The organism is Arenibaculum sp. (assembly GCF_035998295.1).
GTDB lineage: Bacteria > Pseudomonadota > Alphaproteobacteria > Azospirillales > Azospirillaceae > DASYHS01.
Genome location: NZ_DASYHS010000056.1, coordinates 1 through 20,314, shown reverse-complemented (window position 1 = coordinate 20,314; position 20,314 = coordinate 1). Strand labels below are relative to the sequence as shown.

Annotated in this window: 19 protein-coding genes; 7 read left to right on the top strand and 12 right to left on the bottom strand. The window is 71.3% G+C overall.

What is annotated here, in order from left to right; translation table 11 throughout:
- A partial coding sequence (locus tag VGO20_RS06185; protein WP_327501433.1) for a ComF family protein occupies nt 1-559 on the bottom strand: 559 nt, incomplete at its 3' end.
- On the opposite strand from VGO20_RS06185, the gene VGO20_RS06180 reads away from it, so the two are divergent.
- From VGO20_RS06180 to VGO20_RS06165, 4 genes are all read left to right on the top strand, one after another.
- A complete protein-coding gene (locus VGO20_RS06180) occupies nt 558-1,451 on the top strand; it encodes a methyltransferase domain-containing protein (protein ID WP_327501432.1) in 894 nt (297 codons plus the stop codon). The two genes, VGO20_RS06185 and VGO20_RS06180, sit on opposite strands and share 2 nt — an antisense overlap.
- A gap of 125 nt (nt 1,452-1,576) precedes the next feature.
- A complete protein-coding gene (locus tag VGO20_RS06175) occupies nt 1,577-3,604 on the top strand; it encodes a molybdopterin-containing oxidoreductase family protein (protein ID WP_327501431.1) in 2,028 nt (675 codons plus the stop codon).
- A 71-nt stretch (nt 3,605-3,675) separates the two neighbouring features.
- Nucleotides 3,676-4,413 carry a creatininase family protein gene (locus VGO20_RS06170; protein ID WP_327501430.1) on the top strand — a complete coding sequence of 246 codons (738 nt, stop codon included), beginning with the start codon at nt 3,676-3,678 and terminating at the stop codon, nt 4,411-4,413.
- A 73-nt stretch (nt 4,414-4,486) separates the two neighbouring features.
- Entirely contained in the window at nt 4,487-5,236 is a 750-nt protein-coding gene (locus tag VGO20_RS06165) for a dienelactone hydrolase family protein (RefSeq protein ID WP_327501429.1), read from the top strand.
- On the opposite strand, the gene VGO20_RS06160 is transcribed toward VGO20_RS06165, so the two are convergent.
- Genes VGO20_RS06160 through VGO20_RS06150 form a run of 3 tightly spaced genes read right to left on the bottom strand, consistent with a single transcriptional unit; the run spans nt 5,233 to nt 7,831 of the window.
- Complete coding sequence (locus VGO20_RS06160; RefSeq protein WP_414639779.1) at nt 5,233-5,724, bottom strand: (deoxy)nucleoside triphosphate pyrophosphohydrolase; 492 nt, start codon at nt 5,722-5,724, stop codon at nt 5,233-5,235. The genes VGO20_RS06165 and VGO20_RS06160 overlap by 4 nt on opposite strands.
- Entirely contained in the window at nt 5,687-6,919 is a 1,233-nt protein-coding gene (gene argJ / locus VGO20_RS06155; protein WP_327501427.1) for a bifunctional glutamate N-acetyltransferase/amino-acid acetyltransferase ArgJ, read from the bottom strand. The genes VGO20_RS06160 and argJ overlap by 38 nt, the downstream gene beginning before the upstream one ends.
- A 12-nt stretch (nt 6,920-6,931) precedes the next feature.
- Complete coding sequence (locus VGO20_RS06150; RefSeq protein WP_327501426.1) at nt 6,932-7,831, bottom strand: peptidylprolyl isomerase; 900 nt, start codon at nt 7,829-7,831, stop codon at nt 6,932-6,934.
- A 209-nt stretch (nt 7,832-8,040) separates the two neighbouring features.
- On the opposite strand from VGO20_RS06150, the gene secA reads away from it, so the two are divergent.
- From secA to VGO20_RS06135, 3 genes are all read left to right on the top strand, one after another.
- Nucleotides 8,041-10,791 carry a preprotein translocase subunit SecA gene (secA, locus tag VGO20_RS06145; protein ID WP_327501425.1) on the top strand — a complete coding sequence of 917 codons (2,751 nt, stop codon included), beginning with the start codon at nt 8,041-8,043 and terminating at the stop codon, nt 10,789-10,791.
- A 146-nt stretch (nt 10,792-10,937) separates the two neighbouring features.
- Complete coding sequence (locus VGO20_RS06140; protein WP_327501424.1) at nt 10,938-11,465, top strand: winged helix-turn-helix transcriptional regulator; 528 nt, start codon at nt 10,938-10,940, stop codon at nt 11,463-11,465.
- A gap of 59 nt (nt 11,466-11,524) precedes the next feature.
- Nucleotides 11,525-12,016, top strand: a complete 492-nt coding sequence (locus VGO20_RS06135; protein WP_327501423.1) for a pyridoxamine 5'-phosphate oxidase family protein — start codon at nt 11,525-11,527, stop codon at nt 12,014-12,016.
- Here VGO20_RS06135 and VGO20_RS06130 read toward each other — a convergent pair whose 3' ends face one another.
- The 8 genes from VGO20_RS06130 to VGO20_RS06095 all read right to left on the bottom strand — a co-directional run bounded on the left by VGO20_RS06130 (nt 12,017) and on the right by VGO20_RS06095 (nt 19,930).
- Nucleotides 12,017-12,973 (bottom strand): acetyl-CoA carboxylase carboxyltransferase subunit alpha, encoded by a 957-nt coding sequence (locus VGO20_RS06130; protein ID WP_327501422.1) that lies wholly within the window; start codon nt 12,971-12,973, stop codon nt 12,017-12,019.
- A gap of 128 nt (nt 12,974-13,101) precedes the next feature.
- The gene (locus VGO20_RS06125) at nt 13,102-14,079 is read right to left on the bottom strand and encodes an HpcH/HpaI aldolase/citrate lyase family protein (protein WP_327501421.1); all 978 of its coding nucleotides are present in this window, start codon (nt 14,077-14,079) and stop codon (nt 13,102-13,104) included.
- Nucleotides 14,080-14,141: 62 nt separating this feature from the next.
- Nucleotides 14,142-14,732 (bottom strand): peroxiredoxin, encoded by a 591-nt coding sequence (locus VGO20_RS06120; RefSeq protein ID WP_327501420.1) that lies wholly within the window; start codon nt 14,730-14,732, stop codon nt 14,142-14,144.
- 15 nt (nt 14,733-14,747) lie between these two features.
- Nucleotides 14,748-15,542, bottom strand: a complete 795-nt coding sequence (locus VGO20_RS06115; RefSeq protein WP_327501419.1) for a methyltransferase domain-containing protein — start codon at nt 15,540-15,542, stop codon at nt 14,748-14,750.
- Between the two features lie 41 nt (nt 15,543-15,583).
- On the bottom strand, nt 15,584-16,378 hold the full coding sequence (locus VGO20_RS06110) for an FkbM family methyltransferase (protein ID WP_327501418.1): 795 nt from the start codon (nt 16,376-16,378) through the stop codon (nt 15,584-15,586).
- Nucleotides 16,379-16,446: 68 nt separating this feature from the next.
- Nucleotides 16,447-17,718, bottom strand: coding sequence for an ATP-grasp domain-containing protein (locus tag VGO20_RS06105; RefSeq protein ID WP_327501417.1), 1,272 nt, complete (start codon nt 17,716-17,718; stop codon nt 16,447-16,449).
- Nucleotides 17,715-18,980, bottom strand: coding sequence for an MFS transporter (locus tag VGO20_RS06100; RefSeq protein ID WP_327501416.1), 1,266 nt, complete (start codon nt 18,978-18,980; stop codon nt 17,715-17,717). The genes VGO20_RS06105 and VGO20_RS06100 overlap by 4 nt, the downstream gene beginning before the upstream one ends.
- Nucleotides 18,977-19,930: a diiron oxygenase gene (locus tag VGO20_RS06095; protein ID WP_327501415.1), complete on the bottom strand. Its 954-nt coding sequence runs from the start codon at nt 19,928-19,930 to the stop codon at nt 18,977-18,979. The genes VGO20_RS06100 and VGO20_RS06095 overlap by 4 nt, the downstream gene beginning before the upstream one ends.
- Nucleotides 19,931-20,314 lie beyond the last annotated feature (384 nt).

Here is a 20,314-nt window from a genome sequence, read left to right as displayed (position 1 = left end):
GCGCGAACAGCCGCCAGCGGTGGAGCGGCACCGGCACCAGCAGGTCGGCATCGCCCAGCAACTCCGCCCCGGCACGCGCCATCCAGGCGCCGTACGCCCGGGCGGCATGGGTCTGGTCGCCATGCTTGAAGCGCAGGATCAAGCCCCGGCTGCCGTCGTCATAGGCGAGCGCGCTGCGCGACCGGCCATGGCGCGGCGGCCGGGCGGCGCAGGCGGCGCACACCGCGGCGTCCGATGAGGCGTCCGACGCCAGCTCGAACGGGCGGCCGCAGGCGGCGCACCATGGCGGGGCCAGGAAGTCCAGCTTCCCCCAGCAATCCGCGCACAAAGCCGCTTGCGCGGCGACGCGCTCCCCGCATCCGAGGCAGCGCGGCGGCAGCAGCAGGTCTGTCGCGACGACCAGCACGCGCCGCAGGATCGGAAGATGCAATGCCATGGCAACCACGACGCGACCATGGCCCGGCGCGCGGTGCGCGTCAACGGTGCCGTGCCGCGTGGCGGGCTGGCGCGGGGCGGCGCCGGTCGCCATATTGTCGACCATGCCAGATCCGGACGTCATGAACGTGTTCGACCGGGCGGCGGTCCGCCGGCACCGGGACCGCGCCGCCCCCCGCTTCGAGAGCTTCCGCTTCCTGTTCGAGGAGACGGCCGAGCGGCTCGTCGAGCGCCTGGACGACGTGAGGCGGGACTTCCCCTCCGCGCTCGACCTCGGCATGCACCAGGGAGAGGTCGCGCGCCTGCTGGCGGACGGGCGCAAGGGCATCCGGACCGTCGTCGGCTGCGACCTGTCCGAGGCGATGGCCGCCCGCGCCGGCCCGCCGGGCCTGCTGCGCGCCGTCGCCGACGAGGAGTTCCTGCCCTTCCCCGAGGCGAGCTTCGACCTCGTGGTCAGCAACCTGTCTCTCCACTGGGTCAACGACCTGCCGGGCGCGCTGCTCCAGCTCCGCCGCGCGTTGAAGCCGGACGGGTTCTTCATCGGCTCGATGCTGGGCGGAGAGACGCTGTTCGAGCTGCGCCGCTGCATGATGGACGCGGAGATGGAGCTGTCGGGCGGCGTCAGCGCGCGCATTTCCCCCTTCGCGGAGATCCGGGACGCAGGCGCGCTGCTCCAGCGCGCCGGCTTCGCCCTGCCCGTCGTCGACGGCGACACGATCACCGTCACCTACGAGAACGCGTTCCGGCTGATGGCGGACCTGCGCGGCATGGGCGAGACGAATGCCGGGCTGGGCCGGCCGCGCACGCCGACGCGGCGCGCCCTGTTCCTGCGCGCGGCCGAGCGCTACGCGGAGCTTTATGCCGAGCCGGACGGGCGGGTCGCCGCGACGTTCCAGATCCTGTGGATGGCGGGCTGGGCGCCGCACGAGAGCCAGCAGCGGCCCCTGCGTCCGGGCAGCGCCGCCGCCCGCCTCGCCGACGCGCTCGGCACCGAGGAGCGCAAGGCCAATCCCTGACCGGGCGCCACCCGCCACCCCAATTGGCACCACCGGGTCGGCGAAAATGGCCCTGTCCGGGCGGCCGGTCGCGGTCCACTCTACCGCGTCCCCATTTTTCTTGCCCGACTCCGAGGTAGACCGCCATGACCGCCGCCCTGCGCACCGAGCCCCGCACCGTCAGAACCGTCTGCGGACACGACTGCCCGGACGGCTGCTCGATCAACGTCACCGTCTCGGACGGCCGCATCCTGAGGGTGGAGGGAGACCCCGACCATTCCTTCACCGCCGGCTTCGTCTGCGCCAAGGTCGCGCGGGAGGGCGACCTCGTGCAGTCGCCCGAGCGCCTGACCACGCCGCTGCGCCGCACCGGCGCCAAGGGGGCCGGCGCGTTCGAGCCGATGGACTGGGACGAGGCGCTGGAGGAGATCACGACCCGCTGGCGCGAGATCCGCAGCCGCTGGGGCTCGACCGCGCTGATGGGCTACGCCTATGGCGGGCACCAGGGCAAGGTCAACCGCAACCTCCTGAACGGCGTCTTCGCGGCGCTGGGCTCGACCCATGTCGACAGCGCCACGGTGTGCGACAGCTGCGCGAACCTCGCCTGGGAGGCGGTGGCCGGCGACATGCCCGGCACCGACCCGGAGACCGCCCGCGACGCCGACCTCGTCATCGCCTGGAGCTCGGATCTCGTCACCACCAACGTGCATTTCTGGCGCATCGTCCAGGAGGCGCGGCGCAGGGGCGCGCGTCTCGTCGTCGTCGACCCGCGGCGCAACCGCACCGCCCAGCAGGCGGACTGGCACCTGGGCATCCCGGTCGGCACGGACGCGGCCCTGGCGCTCGGCGTGATGCATGTCCTGGTGCGCGACGGGCGCTGCGACCGCGCCTGGCTGGAGCGGAACGCCCACGGCTTCGACCGGCTGGAGGCCGAGACCCTGCCCCGCTTCTCGCCGGCGGCGGTCGAGGCGTCGGCCGGCATCCCGGCCGCCGACATCGAGCGGCTGGCGTCCCTGATCGCGGACGCCAAGGCCCCGTTCATCCGCATCGGCACCGGCATGTCGCGCACCCGCCACGGCGGCTCCGCGGTCCGGGCGGTGGCGCTGCTGCCGGGCGTGGTCGGCGCCTATGGCCGGCCGGGCGCCGGCGCGATGATGGCGATGAGCCCGCGCAGCGGCCTCGACCTGGGCGCGCTGCGCAATCCGACCGGCGCGCCCCCGCCGCGCTCGGTGCCCCTGGCTCGGCTCGGCCGGGTGCTGCTGGAGATGGACGACCCGCCGATCAAGGCGCTGTTCATCGCGGCCAACAATCCCGCCGTCACCTGCCCCGACAGCGGCCGCGTGCGCAAGGGGCTGGAGCGCGAGGACCTGTTCACGGTCGTCCACGGGCCGTTCCTGACCGACACCGCGCGCTACGCCGACATCGTCCTGCCCTCGACCACCTTCCTGGAGACCGAGGACATCTATGCCGGCTACGGGGCGAGCTACGCCCAGTACGGCACGGCCGTCGTGCCGCCGGTCGGGCAGTCGCGCTCGAACGCCCGGCTCGCGGTCGAGCTGGCGCGCCGAATGGGGCTCGACCAGGCGCCCTTCAGCCTCGACCACGCGGAGCTCGTCGACCTCGTCATCCGCGACGTGGCGGTCGACCATGCCGCCCTGCTGGCGGGCGGGCCGGTGCGCCTGCCGCGCCCGCAGCCCGGTCCCGAGTTCGGCACGCCGACGGGAAAGCTGGAGTTCCATTCGGAGCTGCTGGCCGCCCAGGGACTGCCGGCCCTGCCGGACTGGCAGCCGGACGCGCCGGCGGACGGCCGCTACCCGCTGCGCCTGCTGACGGCGCCAGGCCATTTCCTGAGCCACACCTCCTATTCCGGAGTCGCCTTCCTGCGCGGGCGCGAGCGCGAGCCGGCGGTCGTCCTCCACCCCGAGGAGGCGGCCCGGCGCGGCCTCGCCGACGGCGAGCTGGTGGAAGCGCACAACGATCTCGGCCGGATCGTCCACCGGCTGCGCGTCAGCGACGAGGTGCAGCCCGGCATCGCCCTGGTGGTCGGCCAGCGGCCGCGCGGGGAAGCGGTGGCGGGGACCGTCAACGACCTGTGCGACGACACCCTGTCGGACATCGGCGACGGGGCGACGTACCAGGATACCCGCCTCGAGGTGCGGCGCGCCCCGGCCTGAGGCCCGACCACGGCGTTTGCAGCGCCCGGCCGATGGGGTCAGTATCACCGGACGAGAACCGGGAGGACCCCATGCAGCTCCAACTGACCACCTGGCCGGAGGTGGAAGCCTATCTCACCCGGTCCCGCGGGATCATCGTGCCGATCGGGTCGACCGAGCAGCACGGGCCCAACGGACTGGTCGGCACCGACGCGCTGTGCGCCGAAGGGATCGCGCGCGGCGTCGGGCTGGCGGCGGACGCGCTCGTCGCGCCCACGATCTCGGTCGGCATGGCCGTCCACCACATGCGCTTCCCGGGCACCATGACCCTGCGGCCGTCGACGCTGGTGATGGTGATCCGGGACAGCGTTCTGTCGCTGGCCGAGCACGGCTTCGAGCGCATCCTGTTCCTCAACGGCCATGGCGGGAACATCGCGACCATCGAGGCCGCCTTCTACGAGACCTACGCGGCGCTCGCGGCCGAGGGCCGCACCAATGTGCGGTGCCGGCTGCGCAACTGGTGGAACAACGACAGCACGCCGGCGCTCTCGCGCGAGCTGTACGGCGGCGCCGAGGGGTCGCACGCAACCCCGAGCGAGGTCGCGGTGACCCAGTACCTGTTCCCGGACCACGTCAAGCGCGTCCCCCTCGACCCGCCGGTGGCGCCGAGCTCGCATTTCTACGACGCCGCGGACTTCCGCAGGCGCTTCCCCGACGGCCGCGTCGGCTCCAATCCCGGGCTTGCGACGCCGGAGCACGGCCGCCGGATCTACGAGGGCGCGGTCGCGGGCCTCGCCGAGGTCTATCGCGGCTTCCTCGCGGAGCCCTGACGTCCGGTTCGTTCAATAACGCCGCTCTCCCTCGGGCTAGGCTCCGCGAGACCGATGCCCAAGGGAGGATCCCATGTCCGAGCGCGAGGCCCCGCAGGTGCGGGGCGACTACCTGGACCATGCGGACGGCGAGACCGTCTGCGAAGCCTACGTGGCCTTCGACGCCGCCACCTCGTCGCGCCGCCCCTGCGTTCTGGTCGCCCATGCGTGGGACGGCCAGAACGACGTCAACCGCGCCGAGGCGGACGCGTTCGCGCGCCGAGGCTATGTCGGCTTCGCCCTCGACCTCTACGGCAAGGGGGTGCGCGGCGGCATCATGGACGACAACTCGCACCTGATGAACCCGCTCCTGGCGGACCGCGCCGTGCTGCGCCGGCGCGTCCTGGCGGGGCTGGAGGCGGCCAGCACCCATCCCCTGGTCGACCCCGGTCGCATCGCGGCGGTCGGCTACTGCTTCGGCGGCCTGTGCGTCCTGGACCTGGCGCGCAGCGCCCCTTCGGGCCTTGCCGGCGTCGTCAGCATCCATGGCACCCTCACGCCCCCGGAGCTGCCGCGCAACCTCATCACGGCCAAGGTGCTGCTCCTGCACGGCTGGGAGGACCCGGTGGCGCCGCCGGCCGACGTGCTGGCCGTCGCGCGGGAGCTGACGGAGGCCGGCGCCGACTGGCAGCTCCACGCCCACGGGCACGCGATGCACGCCTTCAGCTATCCCGGCGCCAACATGCCCGAGCGCGGCCTCCTCTACCACGAGGCGGCGGCCCGGCGGTCCCGGGCGGCGATGCTGGGCTTCCTGGACGAGATCCTCGACGGGACGGGCGGCTAAAGCAGGTCCCGCAGCATCGCCACCAGCGGGACGTCGGCCGGAGGCATGGGATAGCGGCCCATGTCCAGCGGCCGGACCCAGGACAGCTCCTGCCCCTCCAGCGGGGCCGGGGTGCCGTGCCAGACGCGGCAGACGTAGAGCGGCATCAGCAGGTGGAAGTCGGCATAGGCGTGCGAGGCGAAGGCGTAGGGGGCGAGGCAGCTCGCCGCCGTGTCGATCGCCAGCTCCTCGCGCAGCTCGCGCACGAGGGCGGCCTCCGGCGTCTCGCCGTCATGGACCTTGCCGCCGGGGAACTCCCACAGTCCGGCCATCGGCTTGCCCTCGGGCCGCCGAGCGAGCAGCACGCGCCCGTCCGTGTCGACCAGCGCCACCGCCGCCACGAGGAGGATGCGCCGCGCCGGGTCGGGCGCGGGCGTCGAGGCGGGATCGAAGCAGCCGGAGGACAAGGTGTCAGCTCCGGTAGCTGCCGTTGATGTCGATGTAGCCATGCGTGAGGTCGCAGGTCCACACGCTGGCACGGCCGGCGCCGATGCCCAGCTCGACCAGGATGTCGATCTCCTGCCCCTTCATGTGGGCGGTCACCGGCGTCTCGTCGTAGCCCGGCACCTGCATGCCGTCGGCGCAGATCAGCACGCCGCCGATCGAGATGCGCAGGCGGTCGCGGTCCGCCTCCTCCCCGGCCTTGCCGACGGCCATCACGATGCGGCCCCAGTTCGCGTCCTCGCCGGCGATGGCGGTCTTGACCAGAGGCGAGTTCGCGATCGCGAGGCCAATGCGCCGCGCCGCCGGGTCGGATGCGGCCCCGTCGACGCGCACGGTGACGAACTTCGTCGCCCCCTCGCCGTCGCGCACGATCAGGTGGGCCAGCTCGATCATCACCTCGTCGAGCGCGCGCCGGAAGTCGGCCAGGGCCGGGTCGTCGGCATCGGCCTGCACCGCGTTGCCGGCCCGGCCGGTGGCGGCGAGCAGCACCGTGTCGCTGGTCGAGGTGTCGCCGTCGACGGTGATGGCGTTGAAGGACTTCCCGGTCGCCGCCGCCAGCGCCTGCTGCAGGGCCGGGGCCGCGACGGCCGCGTCGGTGAAGACGAAGCCCAGCATGGTCGCCATGTCGGGCGCGATCATGCCCGATCCCTTGCAGATCCCGGCGACCGTCACCGTGGTGCCGCCGATCCGCGCCGTGCGGACGGCGGCCTTGGGGAAGGTATCAGTCGTCATGATCGCCCGCGCCGCCGCTTCCCACGCATCCTCGCGGAAGGCGCCGGCGAGGCCGGGCAGATGGCGTGCGATCGCGTCCGGCGGCATCGGCTGCCCGATGACGCCGGTCGAGGCCACGAAGACCTCCTCCGGCGCGCAGCCCGCCAGCGCCGCCGCGGCGTCGACCGTCGCCCGGACGAACGCCTCTCCCGCCCGGCCGGTGAAGGCGTTGGAGTTGCCGGAATTGACCACCATCGCCCGCGCCCGCCCTCCGGCGAGGCCGTTCCGGCACCAGTGCACCGGGGCCGAGGCCGTCAGCGACCGGGTCAGCACGCCGGCGACGGTCGTCCCCGGATCGAGCAGCGCCACCATCAGGTCGTCGCGGCCCTTGTAGCGGATGCCGCAATTGGTGGTGGCGAAGCGCACGCCGGGGATGACCGGCAGCGCCGGGAAGCCGGCCGGCGCCAGAGGGGAGACGGGAAGGGCCATGGACGTCGTGTCCTACTGCTGGGCGGGGGCTTCGCCGCCGTCCTGCGGAGCGGGAGCCTCCGCCGGGGTGCCGGCTTCGTCCATGCGCTCGATATCGGCGTCCGCGCGCAGCGCGTCGACGACCTCCATCACGATCTCCTCGCGCAGCGAGTTCTCCAGCTCGGGCCGGACCTCGTCAAGCGCCGGGGGCGTGGCCTCGCGCTTGCCGGTGACCTCGATGACGTGCCAGCCGAACTGGGTCTGCACGGGGTCCTCGGTCAGGTTGCCGGGCTCCATGGCGAAGGCGGCCTCGGCGAAGGGCTCGACCATCTGATCGCGGGTGAAGTAGCCGAGATCGCCGCCCTGCGCGGCCGCGGCGCGGTCGGTCGACACCTCGCGCGCGACTTCGGCGAAGTCCTCACCGCCCTTGATCCGCTCGATCACCTTGCGCGCCTCCTCCTCGGAGGCGACGAGGATGTGCCGGGCCTCGACCTCGGGCTGGGGCGGGTTCTCGGTGCGCCAGGCCTGGTAGGCCTCGTCGATGCGCTCGGGCGTCAGGCGCCGCTCGACCTCGCGGTTGAGATAGAGGTTCTGGACGATGCGCTCCTCGGCGCGGGCCAGCGCCTCCTTGACCTCGGGGTCGTCCTGCAGGTTCTGGCTGTAGGCCTGCTGGGCGATCACCTTGCCGCTGATCACCTGGTCGAGGACCATCGGCATGATCATCTGCGGCGGCATCGACCGGACCTGCGGAGGCAGCGTCTCCAGGACGCCCTCGACGTCGGACCGACGGATTTCGTCGCCGTTGACGGTCGCCAGGACGCGATCCTCCCCGTCGGCCGGAGCGGCCGTCCCGTTCTGCGCTTGGGCATGGGAGGCAGCCCCGCCGAACGCCACGGTCAAGGCGACGACGCGGATGAGGCTGGCATACTTCATGACATACCTTTCTTGTGGCATCGAGATCCGGTCGGCCGGACCGGCGCGCCCCCGCGTTTAAGCACGTCGGCGCCCCCACGGCAAGACCATGGGGCCCGCCGGCCCGCCCGGGCCGATTGTTGACAAGGTTCCGCCTTGCTCTTATGTGACGGGTCCTGGTGGCGAAGTGTTTTCCACCGGACCCTTTTCCCTGCGCGCCCGAGGTTTTCATGTTCGGTGCTATCGCCCGCAAGTTGTTCGGCACCGCGAACGACCGCGTGATCAAGAACCTGCACAAGCAGGTCGAGGCCATCAACGGTCTCGAGGCCAAGGTCGCCGGGCTGTCCGACGCCGAGCTGCGCATGCGGACCGACTGGCTGCGCGACCGGCTGGCGAAGGGCGAGACGCTGGACGACATCCTCCCCGACGCCTTCGCGACCGTGCGCGAAGGCGCCAAGCGCGCGCTCGGCCAGCGCCACTTCGACGTCCAGCTCATGGGCGGCGTCGTCCTCCACCAGGGCCGGATCGCGGAGATGCGCACGGGCGAGGGCAAGACGCTCGTCGCGACCCTGCCGGTATACCTGAACGCGCTGACCGGCAAGGGCGTCCACGTCGTGACCGTGAACGACTACCTGGCGCGGCGCGACAGCCAGTGGATGGGCCGGGTCTACAACTTCCTCGGCCTGTCGGTCGGCTGCATCGTCCACGGCCTCGACGACTTCGAGCGGCGCATGCAGTACGCCGCCGACATCACCTACGGCACGAACAACGAGTTCGGGTTCGACTACCTGCGCGACAACATGAAGTTCCGGCTGGAGGACATGGTCCAGCGGCCGTTCAACTTCGCGATCGTCGACGAGGTGGACTCGATCCTGATCGACGAGGCGCGTACCCCGCTGATCATCTCCGGCCCGTCGACCGACAGCTCCGAGCTGTACATGGCGGTCGACAAGCTCATCCCCCAGCTCTCGCCCGAGGACTACGAGAAGGACGAGAAGGTCCGGGCGGTCAGCCTGACCGAGCCCGGCACCGAGAAGGTCGACGGCATCCTGCGGTCCATGGGCCTGCTGAAGGAAGGCGACCTCTACGACATCCACAACGTCAGCCTGGTCCACCACGCCAACCAGGCGCTGCGCGCCCACACCCTGTTCCAGCGCGACAAGGACTACATCGTCAAGGACGACAAGGTCGTCATCATCGACGAGTTCACGGGCCGCATGATGGAGGGCCGGCGCTATTCCGAGGGCCTGCACCAGGCGCTCGAGGCGAAGGAGCGGGTCACGATCCAGCGCGAGAACCAGACGCTCGCCTCGATCACCTTCCAGAACTATTTCCGCCTGTACCCGAAGCTGGCCGGCATGACCGGCACCGCGATGACCGAGGCCGGCGAGTTCGCCGAGATCTACGGCCTCGAGGTGGTCGAGATGCCGACCAACGTCCAGGTGCAGCGCAAGGACTACGACGACGAGGTCTACCGGACCGCGCGCGAGAAGTACGACGCGATCATCCTGCTGATCGAGGAGTGCCGCGGCCGCGGACAGCCCGTCCTGGTCGGCACGACCTCGATCGAGAAGTCGGAGCTGCTCTCCACCCTGCTCAAGGACAAGGGCGTGCCGCACCACGTGCTGAACGCGCGCTACCACGAGCAGGAAGCCTACATCGTGGCCCAGGCCGGCCAGCCCGGCGCCGTCACCATCGCCACCAACATGGCCGGCCGCGGCACCGACATCCAGCTCGGCGGCAACCTCGACATGCGGGTCGCGGCGGAGCTGGCCGGCATCGAGGACGAGGCGGCGAAGGCCGAGGGCACCGAGCGCATCAAGGCCGAGATCGAGGCGGCGCGCGAGCTGGTGCGCAAGGCCGGCGGCCTGTACGTGATCGGCACCGAGCGCCACGAGAGCCGGCGCATCGACAACCAGCTCCGCGGCCGGTCGGGCCGCCAGGGCGACCCGGGCGCCTCGAAGTTCTTCCTGTCCCTGGAAGACGACCTGATGCGCATCTTCGGGTCGGACCGCATGGACGGCATGCTCCAGCGCCTCGGCCTCAAGGAGGGCGAGGCGATCATCCACGCCTGGATCAACAAGGCGCTGGAGAAGGCGCAGCAGAAGGTCGAGGCGCACAACTTCGAGATCCGCAAGAACCTGCTCAAGTTCGACAACGTCATGAACGACCAGCGCAAGGTCGTCTACGAGCAGCGCCGCGAGATCATGGACGCCGAGGACATCGGCGAGACCGTCGAGGCCATGCGCCACGAAGTGATCCAGATCATGGTCCGCCGGGCCATACCCGAGAACTCCTACGCCGAGCAGTGGAACATCTCCGGCCTGCACGAGGAGGTCCGCCGCGTCCTGAACCTGGACCTGCCGGTCCAGGAATGGGCGAAGGAGGAGGGCATCGCCGAGGCCGAGATCGAGGAGCGCGTCCGCAACGCCAGCGACGAGCTGACGGCCCGCAAATACGAGACCTACGGCGCGGAGCTGATGCATTCGGCGGAGAAGAGCCTGCTGCTTCAGATCCTGGACCAGACCTGGAAGGAGCACCTGCTCCACCTCGACCATCTGCGCCAGGGCATCAACCTGCGCGCCTACGCCCAGCGCGACCCGCTGAACGAGTACAAGCGCGAGGCGTTCGAGCTGTTCGAGGGGATGCTGGCCAGCCTGCGCGAGTCGGTGACCTCGGTGCTGAGCCATGTCGAGATGCGGGTCTCGCAGCCCGAGCAGGCCGTGCCCGCCCGCCAGCCGGCGGAGATGCACGAGACCCGCACCGATCCCGCGCTGGCCGCGGCCGGCGCCGCGCCGGAGGGCCCCCTGCCGGCCGGCATGGTGCGCCGCCAGGCCGCGATGGCGGGTGCGCCGGCCGGCGCCGCCACCCTGGAGGCCGGCGCCGTGTCGTCGGGGATCGACGCCCAGACGCCGCGCAACGCCGCCTGCCCCTGCGGCAGCGGCAAGAAGTTCAAGCACTGCCACGGCCAGGTCAGCTGAACCGCCGCAGGGCGGCGCCCCGACGGCGTGGCGCCGCCCCCCTTGACACCCTGCCATCCGTCTCCAATTCTATATCGGTTGCAAAGAGCAACCGGATTTGGAGCCTGAACCGACATGACCACGCGGCCGGCATCGCGAGGCCGGGCATGAGCGACGCCCATCGCTCCGGATGCCCGATCAACCTCGCCGTCGAAGTGTTCGGCGACCGCTGGAGCCTGATCATCCTGCGCGACATGATGTTCGGCAACCGGCGCCATTTCCGCGAGCTGCTCACGCGCTCGCAGGAAGGCATCTCCTCCAACATCCTGGCCGACCGGCTGAAGATGCTGATGGAGGAGGGCATGATCACCAAGGCCGACGATCCCAGCCACAAGCAGAAGGCGGTCTACAGCCTGACCGAGAAGGCGATCGCCCTGGTGCCGATCTTCGCCCATCTCGGCGCATGGGGCCGCAAGTACCTGCCGGTCAGCGAGGAGCTGAGCATCCGCGCCCGGGTCCTGGAAGAAGGCGGCCCGGCCCTGTGGGACCGGTTCATGGCCGAGCTGCGCGAGACGCATCTGGGCGTGCCGGCGCCGACGGACGGCCCGAGCGTCACGGAGCGGCTGCGCGCGGCCTACGAGGAGGCCAGCGCCCGCCAAGGGGCGGGCCAGGGGACGGGCACGCCGGCCTCCTGAGCGGGAACGCCGCCTGCGCGGTCCTGTTGAGCCGGGACGACATCGCAGAGGAGAGCCGCATGAGCGCCCCGGAAGACGCCCGCAAGCTGTGGGACATGATCGGCAGCATACAGTTCGCGATGCTGACCACGACCGACGAGGACGGCACCCTGCGCAGCCGCCCGATGGCCGCCGTCAACCACGACTTCGACGGCGAGCTGTGGTTCTTCACCCGCGCCAGCTCGCACAAGACGCTGGAGATCGACCGCCACCACCAGGTGAACCTCGCCTACAGCGATCCCGACGAGCAGAACTACGTCTCGGTCTCCGGCACGGCCACCCTGGTCCGCGACAGCGCCAAGGCGAAGGAGCTGTGGAAAGAGCCGATGCGGACCTGGTTCCCGGACGGGCCGGACGACCCGGACCTGGCCCTGCTGCGCGTGCGCGCGGACTCGGCCGAGTACTGGGATGCGCCGAGCAGCGCGATGGTCCACGCCTACGGCTACGTCAAGGCGCGCCTGACCGGAGAGCCGCCGAAACCCGGTGAGAACCGCAAGCTCGACCTGCGCTGATCAGACCGCGACCTTCTGGCCGATCTCCAGGAACTTGTCCCGGCGGCGCGCCTTCAGCGTCGCGCCGTCGAGGCCGCGCAGCTCGTCCAGCGCGTCCTCGACCGCGTTGCCGAGCAGGCCGACCATCTCCTGCCGGTCGCGGTGCGCGCCGCCGACCGGCTCGGGGACGATGCGGTCGATGACGCCGAACTCCTTCAGGTCCTGCGCGGTCAGCCGCAACGCGGTCGCGGCGTCCGCCGCCGCCGCCGCGCTGCGCCACAAGATCGAGGCGCAGCCCTCGGGCGAGATCACCGAATAGATGGCGTGCTCGAGCATCAGCACCCGGTCGGCGGTCGCGATCGCGATCGCGCCGCCCGAGCCGCCCTCGCCGATCACGACGCTGACCATCGGCACGCGCAGGCGCAGGCACGCCTCGATCGAGCGGGCGATCGCCTCCGCTTGGCCGCGCTCCTCGGCGCCGACGCCGGGATAGGCGCCGGCCGTGTCGACCAGCGAGATCACCGGGACGTGGAAGCGGTCGGCCATCTGCATCAGGCGTATGGCCTTGCGGTAGCCCTCCGGCTTCGCCATGCCGAAATTGTGCCGGACCCGCGACTCGGTATCGTTGCCCTTCTCCTGGCCGATCACCATCACCGTCCGGCCCCGGAACCGGCCGAGGCCGCCGATCACGGCCTGGTCCTCGGCGAAGGCGCGGTCGCCGGCGAGCGGCAGGAAGTCGTCGACCAGCGCCTCGACGTAGTCGAGGCAGTGGGGACGGTTCGGGTGGCGCGCCACCTGGACCTTCTGGGCCGGGGAAAGCTTCGCGTAGGTCTGGCGCAGAAGCTTGTCCACCTTGGCCTGCAGCTTCGCCACCTCGTCGGCGATGTTGAGGTCGCCCGAATTGGTCAGGTGCCGAAGCTCCTCGATCTTGCCTTCGAGTTCGGCGATCGGCTTTTCGAATTCCAGGAAGGTCTGCATTGAGGACTACGTGACGGCGGGGGCTGTATGGGACTGCGTTCCCTACCACAGGGGCGCGGGAGGGGCCAGAGCAAATGCCCCCGTCCCTGCCCTCTGCCCTCTGCCCCTGCCCTCTGCCTCTGGCCGCGTCAGCGGTTCGCGATCTGCTCCGCCTTGCGGACCAGCACCTCGGCCTGGCGGATCGAGGCGATGTCGATCAGGCGCCCGTCGAGCGCCACCGCGCCGCGGCCTTCCTTCTGCGCCTGGGCCATCGCCTCCAGGATCCGGCGCGCCTTCGCGACCTCGGCCTCGGACGGGCTGCACACCTCGTTGGCGAGCGCCACCTGGCTGGGGTGGATCGCCCATTTGCCCTCGCAGCCCAGCGTCACCGCCCGGTTGGCCTGGGCCCGGAAGCCGTCGGGGTCGGAGAAGTCGCCGAACGGCCCGTCGATCGGCCGCAGGCCCGCGGCGCGCGCCGCGACCACCATGCGCGCGATGGCGTAGTGCCACATGTCGCCCCAGTGGAAGTCGCGCGGCCGGTCGTCGTCGGCGTCCGTCAGCACGCCGTAGGCGGGGTTCGGCCCGCCGATCACCGTCGTGCGGGCGCGCGTCGAGGCGGCATAGTCGGCGACGCCGAAATGGAGGCTCTCGTTGCGCCGGGAGGCGCGCGCGATCTCGTCCACGTTGGCCATGCCGAGCGCGGTCTCGATGATCAGCTCGAACCCGATGCGCTTGCGGCGCCCCTTCGCGGCCTCGATCTGGGTCACCAGCATGTCGACGGCGTAGACGTCGGCCGCCGTGCCGACCTTGGGGATCATGATCATGTCGAGCCGGTCGCCGGTCTGCTCCAGCAGGTCGACGACGTCGCGGTACATGTAATGCGTGTCGAGGCCGTTGATGCGCACCGACAGGGCCTTGGCGCCCCAGTCGACGTCGTTCACCGCCTCGACGACGTTGCGGCGCGCGCGCTCCTTGTCGTCGGGGGCGACCGCGTCCTCCAGGTCGAGGAACACCACGTCCACGTCGGAGCGCGCCGCCTTCTCGAACAGCGACGGGTTGCTGCCGGGAACCGCCAGCTCGCTGCGGTTCAGGCGGGCCGGAGCCTGTTCGACGATGGTGAAGCTCATGGTCATCCCCACGGCTGAGTTGCGCAAGGGCGCCCCGGCCATGCCGGGCGCCCACCGATCCGTCAACCGCGCGGGCGGTCCGGAGGCATGCCCGCCCCGAGATGGGCCAGGACGTGCCCGGCGTTCTCGTGCGGCGGGAACACGGGATAGAACACGCGCTCGACCCGGCCCGAGCGCAGGATCAGCGTGACCCGCTTCAAGAGCACCATGCCCGCGACCGCCATCGTCGGCAGGCGCAGCGCGCGGGCGAGGTCGAGGCGCTCGTCGCTCAGGATCTCGAACGGGACGTGCAGGCGGGCCGCCATCTCGGCCTGGTACGCGGTCGGCTGGGTGCTGACGCCGTACACCTCGGCGCCGAGGGAGCGCAGCTCGGCATGGTGGTCGCGGAACGCGCAGGTCTGCGGCGTGCAGCCCCGCGCGCCCGGGATCGCGTCCCAGCCGTCGGGCAGCGGCACGTCCGGCCGCCCGGTCATGGGATAGCAGTAGAGGACCAGCAGCCCCCGCGCCTCGCGCGCGAGGTCGACCGTCCGCCCGCCGGTCGAGGCGAGCGCCACCGCCGGCATCTCCATGCCGACGAGGTGGTCGCACGCCCCGTCGTCCTCGGGCGCCGGCAGGCCGGCCGGGAGCTGGTGCAGGTTCTGGCCGCCGGTCATGGCTTTGCGTTCACGTCACTTGATCGCGAGGAACCCTTCGAAACAGACATACTTCATGACGCTGGTCACGTCCACGAAGCCGGCGCGCTCCATCAGGCCGAGATTGCCCGCGGTCGAGAACGGCTCCAGCACGCCCTTGAGGCTGCGCATCTTGCCGACCACGTCGTCGGAGGTGTAGCCGCGGTCGAGCTTGTACTCGTGGTAGACCTGGGTCGCGATGTCCTGGAACCGGGCGTCCGGCGCCCGCACCTTCTCGAACAGCATCAGCGCCCCGCCCCAGTTGAGGGCCTGGTACAGCTTGTCGAAGAGCTGCTGGCGGTATTTCGGCGCGATGAACTGCACGGTGTAGTAGGCGACGATCAGGTCCGCCTTCTGGAACTCGAACTCGACCGCGTTGGCCTGGAGCAGTTCGACCGAGCGCAGGTCGGCGCATTTGCGCTTCGCCTGGGCGACCATGTCGGGCTCGACGTCGAGGCCGATGAAGCGCGCGCCCGTCTTGCCGGCGTGACGCTCGGCCAGCATGCGCGTCAGGGAGCCGGTGGAGCTGCCGATCTCGTAGACGACCGAGTCCGACTTCACGAAGAAGTCCGAGACCTGGGCGATCAGCCGGTGCCCCTCGTGGTACAGGGGGACCGACCGGGAAACGTGGCTGTCGAAGACCTTGCTGACCTCGCCGGCGAAGGTCCATCCGGCATTGCTGGCGACGAGGTTCTCGCCGACCGCCAGCGCCTGCAGGGTCGCCCCGCCGGCGGCCGGGTCCGTGTCCGGGTCCGCGGACCTCCCCCTGCCCGCCTGCTTCACTTCCACCATGTCAGCCTCCGGTCCTTTCATTTGTCAGAACGTGTAGGGCGTCAGAACGTGAAGGGCGCGCGCGAGGCGAGGACCATCCGTTCCGTCTTCACCTGCTCCTCGGTCCAGCGCGCGGGCGTGACCATCGCCTCGTAGGCGTCGCCTTCGAGGGGGACCAGGTCCGGGCGCTCGGTGCGGCGGAAGCGGGCGCATTCGTAGAGATGGAAGCCGGCGTCGCGGAGCATCGCCATGATCCCGGCATGGTCGTAGCCGACCAGGATGTGCTCGGCGTGGACCTCCATCAGGACGTGGCCGACCCGCTCGCGCAGGGTGCGCGCCATGCCGCCGAGCACGAGGCCCTCGGCGCCGTGGACGTCGATCTTGACGACGTCGGCGCGGATGCCGCGCCGGCTGGCGTAGTCGTCGAAGGCGACGGTCTCGATGTACTCGACCTCGTGCCCGGGCTTGGGCTTCATCGTCCGGTCGGTGAAGGGCACCTTGCCGGCCTCGGTGGACAGGGCCAGCTTCAGCGGCTCGGCCCCGATCCCGTTCAGGGCGATGTTCGCCTCCAGCACCGGGAAGTGCTTGCCCCCGGGCTCGAAGGCGAGGACGCGGGCCGCCGGGTTCAGGGCGGAGGCGAAGCAGGTGAAGTAGCCGTAATGCGCGCCGACGTCGAGGAAGGTCGGGGCGCCGTGCGACAGCAGGCGCGCCAGCAGCGCCGTGGTCGCGGGCTCGTAGACGAACCCCTCCAGCGTCTCGGCGGCCACGCTGGCATCGGGGTCGAGGAAGGAGAAGCGGGCCCCCGCGACGTCGAAGTCGATGGGCACCGTCTTTGCCGTCGTGATCACATCGTCCATCGTCGGTCCTCCGTTCGTTCGCATTAGCGTCGGTCGGCGCCGTTGGCCGGCGCCGTCATTTGGCACCGTCAGTCGGCCAGCCTGACGCCGAGCGCCTCGCCGATCCCGCGGACCAGACGGTCCCCGAGATCGGCCGAGGCCGCCGGGTCGTCGGCAACGACCTGGAAGTAGCCGAAGCTCTCGTGGTTGGAGATCATCGCCGGCAGCGCCTGCCCGGGCCGGACGCGGATGGCGTGCTCGACGAGATGGGGCGCGAAGGGCGCCAGCCAGTCCGGCGCCAGGTCCGCGCGTACGGTCGCGTCCACCGCCGCCGCCGTCACGCGCGAGGTCGCGGCGCGCAGCGCGTCGGCCGGCGGGTCCTCGACGGCCTCGCCGACATGGATGCGGGCGAGGAAGGCGTGGATGTCGACGCCGGTCGCATGCCGGTAGAGGGTCGGCAGCGACGCTCCCATCAGGCGGGGATTGACCTCGACCAGCCTCGGCCCGGTCGCGGTCAGGATCACCTCGATGTGGAAGATGCCGAGGTCGAGCCCGAGCGTGCGGACGATCGCCTCGGCATAGGCGAAGGCTCCGGCGCGGGCCGGGGCGGGAATGCCGGCCGGCATCGTCGTCCCCAGCTCCAGGATCTCGTTGTGGGACCCGCGCTTGCGGCCCGACACCATGAAGCGGAGGATGCGGCCCCGCGCGGCGCCGATCTCGACCGACAGCAGCGGGCCGTCGAGATGCTCCTCGACGAGCAGGCTGCCGCCCGCCGCCCGCGCCATCCCGCGCGGCAGCCGGGCCAGCAGCGCGTCGTGGCGGGCGAAATACGCCTCCATCGCCCGGTCGTCGTCGATGCGCGCGGCGAGCAGGCTCCCCGCCCCGCTCACGGGCTTGACCACGACCGGATAGCCGATCGAGGCGGCGGCCGCGAGCGCCTCGCCCAGGCGGTCGACCCGCGCGTGGCGGGCCGACGCGATCCCCGCCGCCTCGAGCGCGCGACGGCACGCCTGCTTGTCGCGCGCGAGTTCGACCGCGCGCCGCGGCGTCGCCCTGATGCCGGCGCGCTCGGCGGCGCGGGCGAGCGGCAGGCTCGTGTACTCCATCACCGCGACCGCCCCGTCCACCGGCGCCTCGGCGTCGAGGGCGGCGAGCGCCTGCAGGAGCTGGTCCTCGTCGGTGCTGTCCTCGACGTCGACGATGCGGTCCACCTGGGACAGGACCTCGTCCGCCAGCGGTCCGGCGTAGAGCGGCCGGAAGTCCGGCGAGCGGACCAGGCCGACCCGGTAGCCGAGCGCCTTGGCGGTGCGGATCGCGAACAGGCCGGCGTGGTTGGTGTCGGCGAAGACGAGGTGCTTCATGGCCCGGCCTCCAGCGCGGGGGCGCGCTCGAAGCGCGCGGCCGTCGCCATGCGGACGTACAGCATCCAGACCCCGGCCGCGGCCGCCGCGGCGAACGCGGTGGCGGCGAGGCCGACATGGTCCATCAGGCCGCCGCCGAGGAAGACCACCACCATCATCAGCGCCATCTGCAGCGCGTTCGCGAGGGCCGAGACATGGGCGATCGCCTCGTCCGGACAGTCGAGGATCACGTCCTTCTGGACCTTCGTGAAGGCGACCTCGAAGCCGAAGATGAAGACGGTGTAGAGCGCCAGCGAGGCCACGGGCTCGCGCAGCAGCACCGCTCCCACCATGGCGGCGGCGGTGGCCGCGACCAGCAGGGCGGGATGCACCCGGCCGCGCGGCCCCTGCATGAACAGGGCGACGAACAGGGCGCCGGCGACGATCGCCGTGCTGCTGAGGACCTGGAGCAGCATCAGCCCGCCGGCGCCGAGGCCGAGTTGGCCGACCGGCAGCGGCGTCCGCGCGACGTTGTGGAAGCCCTGGAAGATCGCGGTCACCAGCAGCAGGTAATGGAAGTTCGCGAGCAGGCCCGGCCGCCCCGCCAGCGCGCGCCGCGCCGCGCGCCAGACCCGCGCGGTCGGCGGCGGCCCGCCGGTCCCCTCGCGCCGGATCTCGGCCGGCAGCAGCAGGTAGCAGAGTGCCGCGAACACGAAGGTCAGCGCGTCGATCGCGGCGATCTCCGGCAGGGTGAGCCGCTCGACCAGGGCCGCGCCGAGCAACCCGCCGACCGCGCCGCCGAGATACTGGGAGGTGTTGAACAGCGAGGCGGCGCGTTCCAGGTCCGCGGGCCGCATGTGTCGCTTCAGGGCCACCACGCGGACCGACTTGGTCACCGCCTCGGCGAGGCCGCGCAGCGCCAGCAGGACGAAGACCGCCAGCAGGCCGGACCCGTAGGCGAAGCCGACCGCGAGCGACAGCAGCGCGCCCGCGACGTCGGCGGCGGCCAGCACGCCGCGCGGCCGGAACCGGCTGCCGAGCCAGCCGATCAACGGGGCCGCGGCGAGCGGCAGCAGCCACTGCACCCCGAACACCGCGGAAGCCTGGAACCCCGACCCGCTGCCGGTGAACAGCGTCAGCGACAGGGCCAGCAGCAGCAGGAAGGTCCCCGCGGTGCTCGCCAGCATCGCGAACCACATCAGCAGGAAGGCGCGGTCGGCGAACAGCGCCCCGGCGTGGCGCAGCGCGCCCCTGGCCGGCTCCGGGGGGCGGGCGGGCGTCATTCCGCGGCCGTCGGGACGGTTGCACAGTCCGCTGCGGCGAGCAGGCCGGCCCGGTCGAAGGCGTCGCGGACGCGCGGCTCGTCGAACAGGCCGACGCGCCGGAACAGGGCGAGCGTCGGCGCCGCCGCCGCCCGCATCGCCTGCGGACCGCCCGCGTCGCGCAACGCCTCGACGGCGACCTGCCGGGCGGCGGCGGGCGACAGGCCCAGTTCCGCAAGGTCGATGGCGGCCGCCTCGACGTTCGGCTCGAGGAGAAGGGCCAGGATCTCCGGCAGCCGGACGCCGAACCGGGCGCGGGCGGCATCGTCGAGCGCCGGCCAGATCAGGCGGAAGAGGCGCGAGAAATAGGCGTGGTGCGTGCGCTCGTCGTCGGCGTGGTCGCGGATCACGTCGCGCACGGCCGGCAGCAGCCGGTCGTCGTCGGCCTGGGACAGGTTCGCGGAGATCAGCGTCTCGCTGCATACCGCCGTCAGCAGGCGCAGCATGCCCCGGTCCCCGGCGCCGGCCTCGGCGACGAGCCCGGCCAGCCGCCGGAGGCCCGGCTGGGCCGCCGGCCGCACCTGCAGCCCCGCCGCCGTCGCGACCTGGTCGCGCAGGTCGACCGACATGTGCGCGTGGTATCCCTCGTCGACGTAGATCTTGTGGCCGTCGACGATGAAGTCCCGGGGCAGGTCGAGTTCGCCCCCCGACCTGACCAGGGCGACCAGCGCGGGGTTGACGATCTCGAGTTCCAGCGTGTCCGTGTATTCGAGGTAGCGGACCAGGTGCAGCGCGAGATAGCGCCGCCGCCACTCGTCCCCCTTTTCCCGCACGGCGGGATGGACGAGCACCGGAACCAGGTCGGGATTGAAGAAAAGGCCGGCCCCGGCCTCCTCCGCCAGCGTGCGGCGAGGCCGCGCGCGCACCGAAGCCATCCGGTCCCACGCCGTCAGGATGCCCGTTCGGCCCATACCAGTCTCAGGCGACCGCATGGATCCCCCTCGAGTCCAGGAAATATGAACGACGCACGACGGCGAACCCTCTCCAAATCCTCAACATGCATTCTTTGGTATTCAGAATACGGCTGCGTTTCCCGCCTTTTCGCTCTTACTTTGTTCTATATGGCAGGCTACGGAAACGTCAAGTTTCGTCACTCGGGCTCAATTCAGCTATTGTTTTAGCAATATAGAGGAAGACACGCCGCGGGAAAAAAGTGGTCCCGAAACTACGGGACGCGTCCCGAGCGACGCTCAGTTTTCCGTGACGAAACAAGAAGAGAACAAAATAGGCTGGAAGTCAAGAGGCAAGGTGCGGGAACATCCCCTCTCCCGTGCAACGGGAGAGGGAGGGGCCCA

What these genes read in the sequence shown, in the direction of transcription:
- VGO20_RS06120 (WP_327501420.1), bottom strand. Translation starts at nt 14,732, where the DNA reads ATGACCGGCGGCCAGAACCTGCACCAGCTCCCGGCCGGCCTGCCGGCG.
- argJ (WP_327501427.1), bottom strand. Translation starts at nt 6,919, where the DNA reads ATGGCCCTTCCCGTCTCCCCTCTGGCGCCGGCCGGCTTCCCGGCGCTG.
- secA (WP_327501425.1), top strand. Translation starts at nt 8,041, where the DNA reads ATGTTCGGTGCTATCGCCCGCAAGTTGTTCGGCACCGCGAACGACCGC.
- VGO20_RS06170 (WP_327501430.1), top strand. Translation starts at nt 3,676, where the DNA reads ATGCAGCTCCAACTGACCACCTGGCCGGAGGTGGAAGCCTATCTCACC.
- VGO20_RS06150 (WP_327501426.1), bottom strand. Translation starts at nt 7,831, where the DNA reads ATGAAGTATGCCAGCCTCATCCGCGTCGTCGCCTTGACCGTGGCGTTC.
- VGO20_RS06130 (WP_327501422.1), bottom strand. Translation starts at nt 12,973, where the DNA reads ATGCAGACCTTCCTGGAATTCGAAAAGCCGATCGCCGAACTCGAAGGC.
- VGO20_RS06175 (WP_327501431.1), top strand. Translation starts at nt 1,577, where the DNA reads ATGACCGCCGCCCTGCGCACCGAGCCCCGCACCGTCAGAACCGTCTGC.
- VGO20_RS06095 (WP_327501415.1), bottom strand. Translation starts at nt 19,930, where the DNA reads ATGGGCCGAACGGGCATCCTGACGGCGTGGGACCGGATGGCTTCGGTG.
- VGO20_RS06180 (WP_327501432.1), top strand. Translation starts at nt 558, where the DNA reads ATGAACGTGTTCGACCGGGCGGCGGTCCGCCGGCACCGGGACCGCGCC.
- VGO20_RS06160 (WP_414639779.1), bottom strand. Translation starts at nt 5,724, where the DNA reads ATGGCTACATCGACATCAACGGCAGCTACCGGAGCTGACACCTTGTCC.
- VGO20_RS06115 (WP_327501419.1), bottom strand. Translation starts at nt 15,542, where the DNA reads ATGGTGGAAGTGAAGCAGGCGGGCAGGGGGAGGTCCGCGGACCCGGAC.
- VGO20_RS06100 (WP_327501416.1), bottom strand. Translation starts at nt 18,980, where the DNA reads ATGACGCCCGCCCGCCCCCCGGAGCCGGCCAGGGGCGCGCTGCGCCAC.
- VGO20_RS06105 (WP_327501417.1), bottom strand. Translation starts at nt 17,718, where the DNA reads ATGAAGCACCTCGTCTTCGCCGACACCAACCACGCCGGCCTGTTCGCG.
- VGO20_RS06140 (WP_327501424.1), top strand. Translation starts at nt 10,938, where the DNA reads ATGAGCGACGCCCATCGCTCCGGATGCCCGATCAACCTCGCCGTCGAA.
- VGO20_RS06125 (WP_327501421.1), bottom strand. Translation starts at nt 14,079, where the DNA reads ATGAGCTTCACCATCGTCGAACAGGCTCCGGCCCGCCTGAACCGCAGC.
- VGO20_RS06110 (WP_327501418.1), bottom strand. Translation starts at nt 16,378, where the DNA reads ATGGACGATGTGATCACGACGGCAAAGACGGTGCCCATCGACTTCGAC.
- VGO20_RS06165 (WP_327501429.1), top strand. Translation starts at nt 4,487, where the DNA reads ATGTCCGAGCGCGAGGCCCCGCAGGTGCGGGGCGACTACCTGGACCAT.
- VGO20_RS06135 (WP_327501423.1), top strand. Translation starts at nt 11,525, where the DNA reads ATGAGCGCCCCGGAAGACGCCCGCAAGCTGTGGGACATGATCGGCAGC.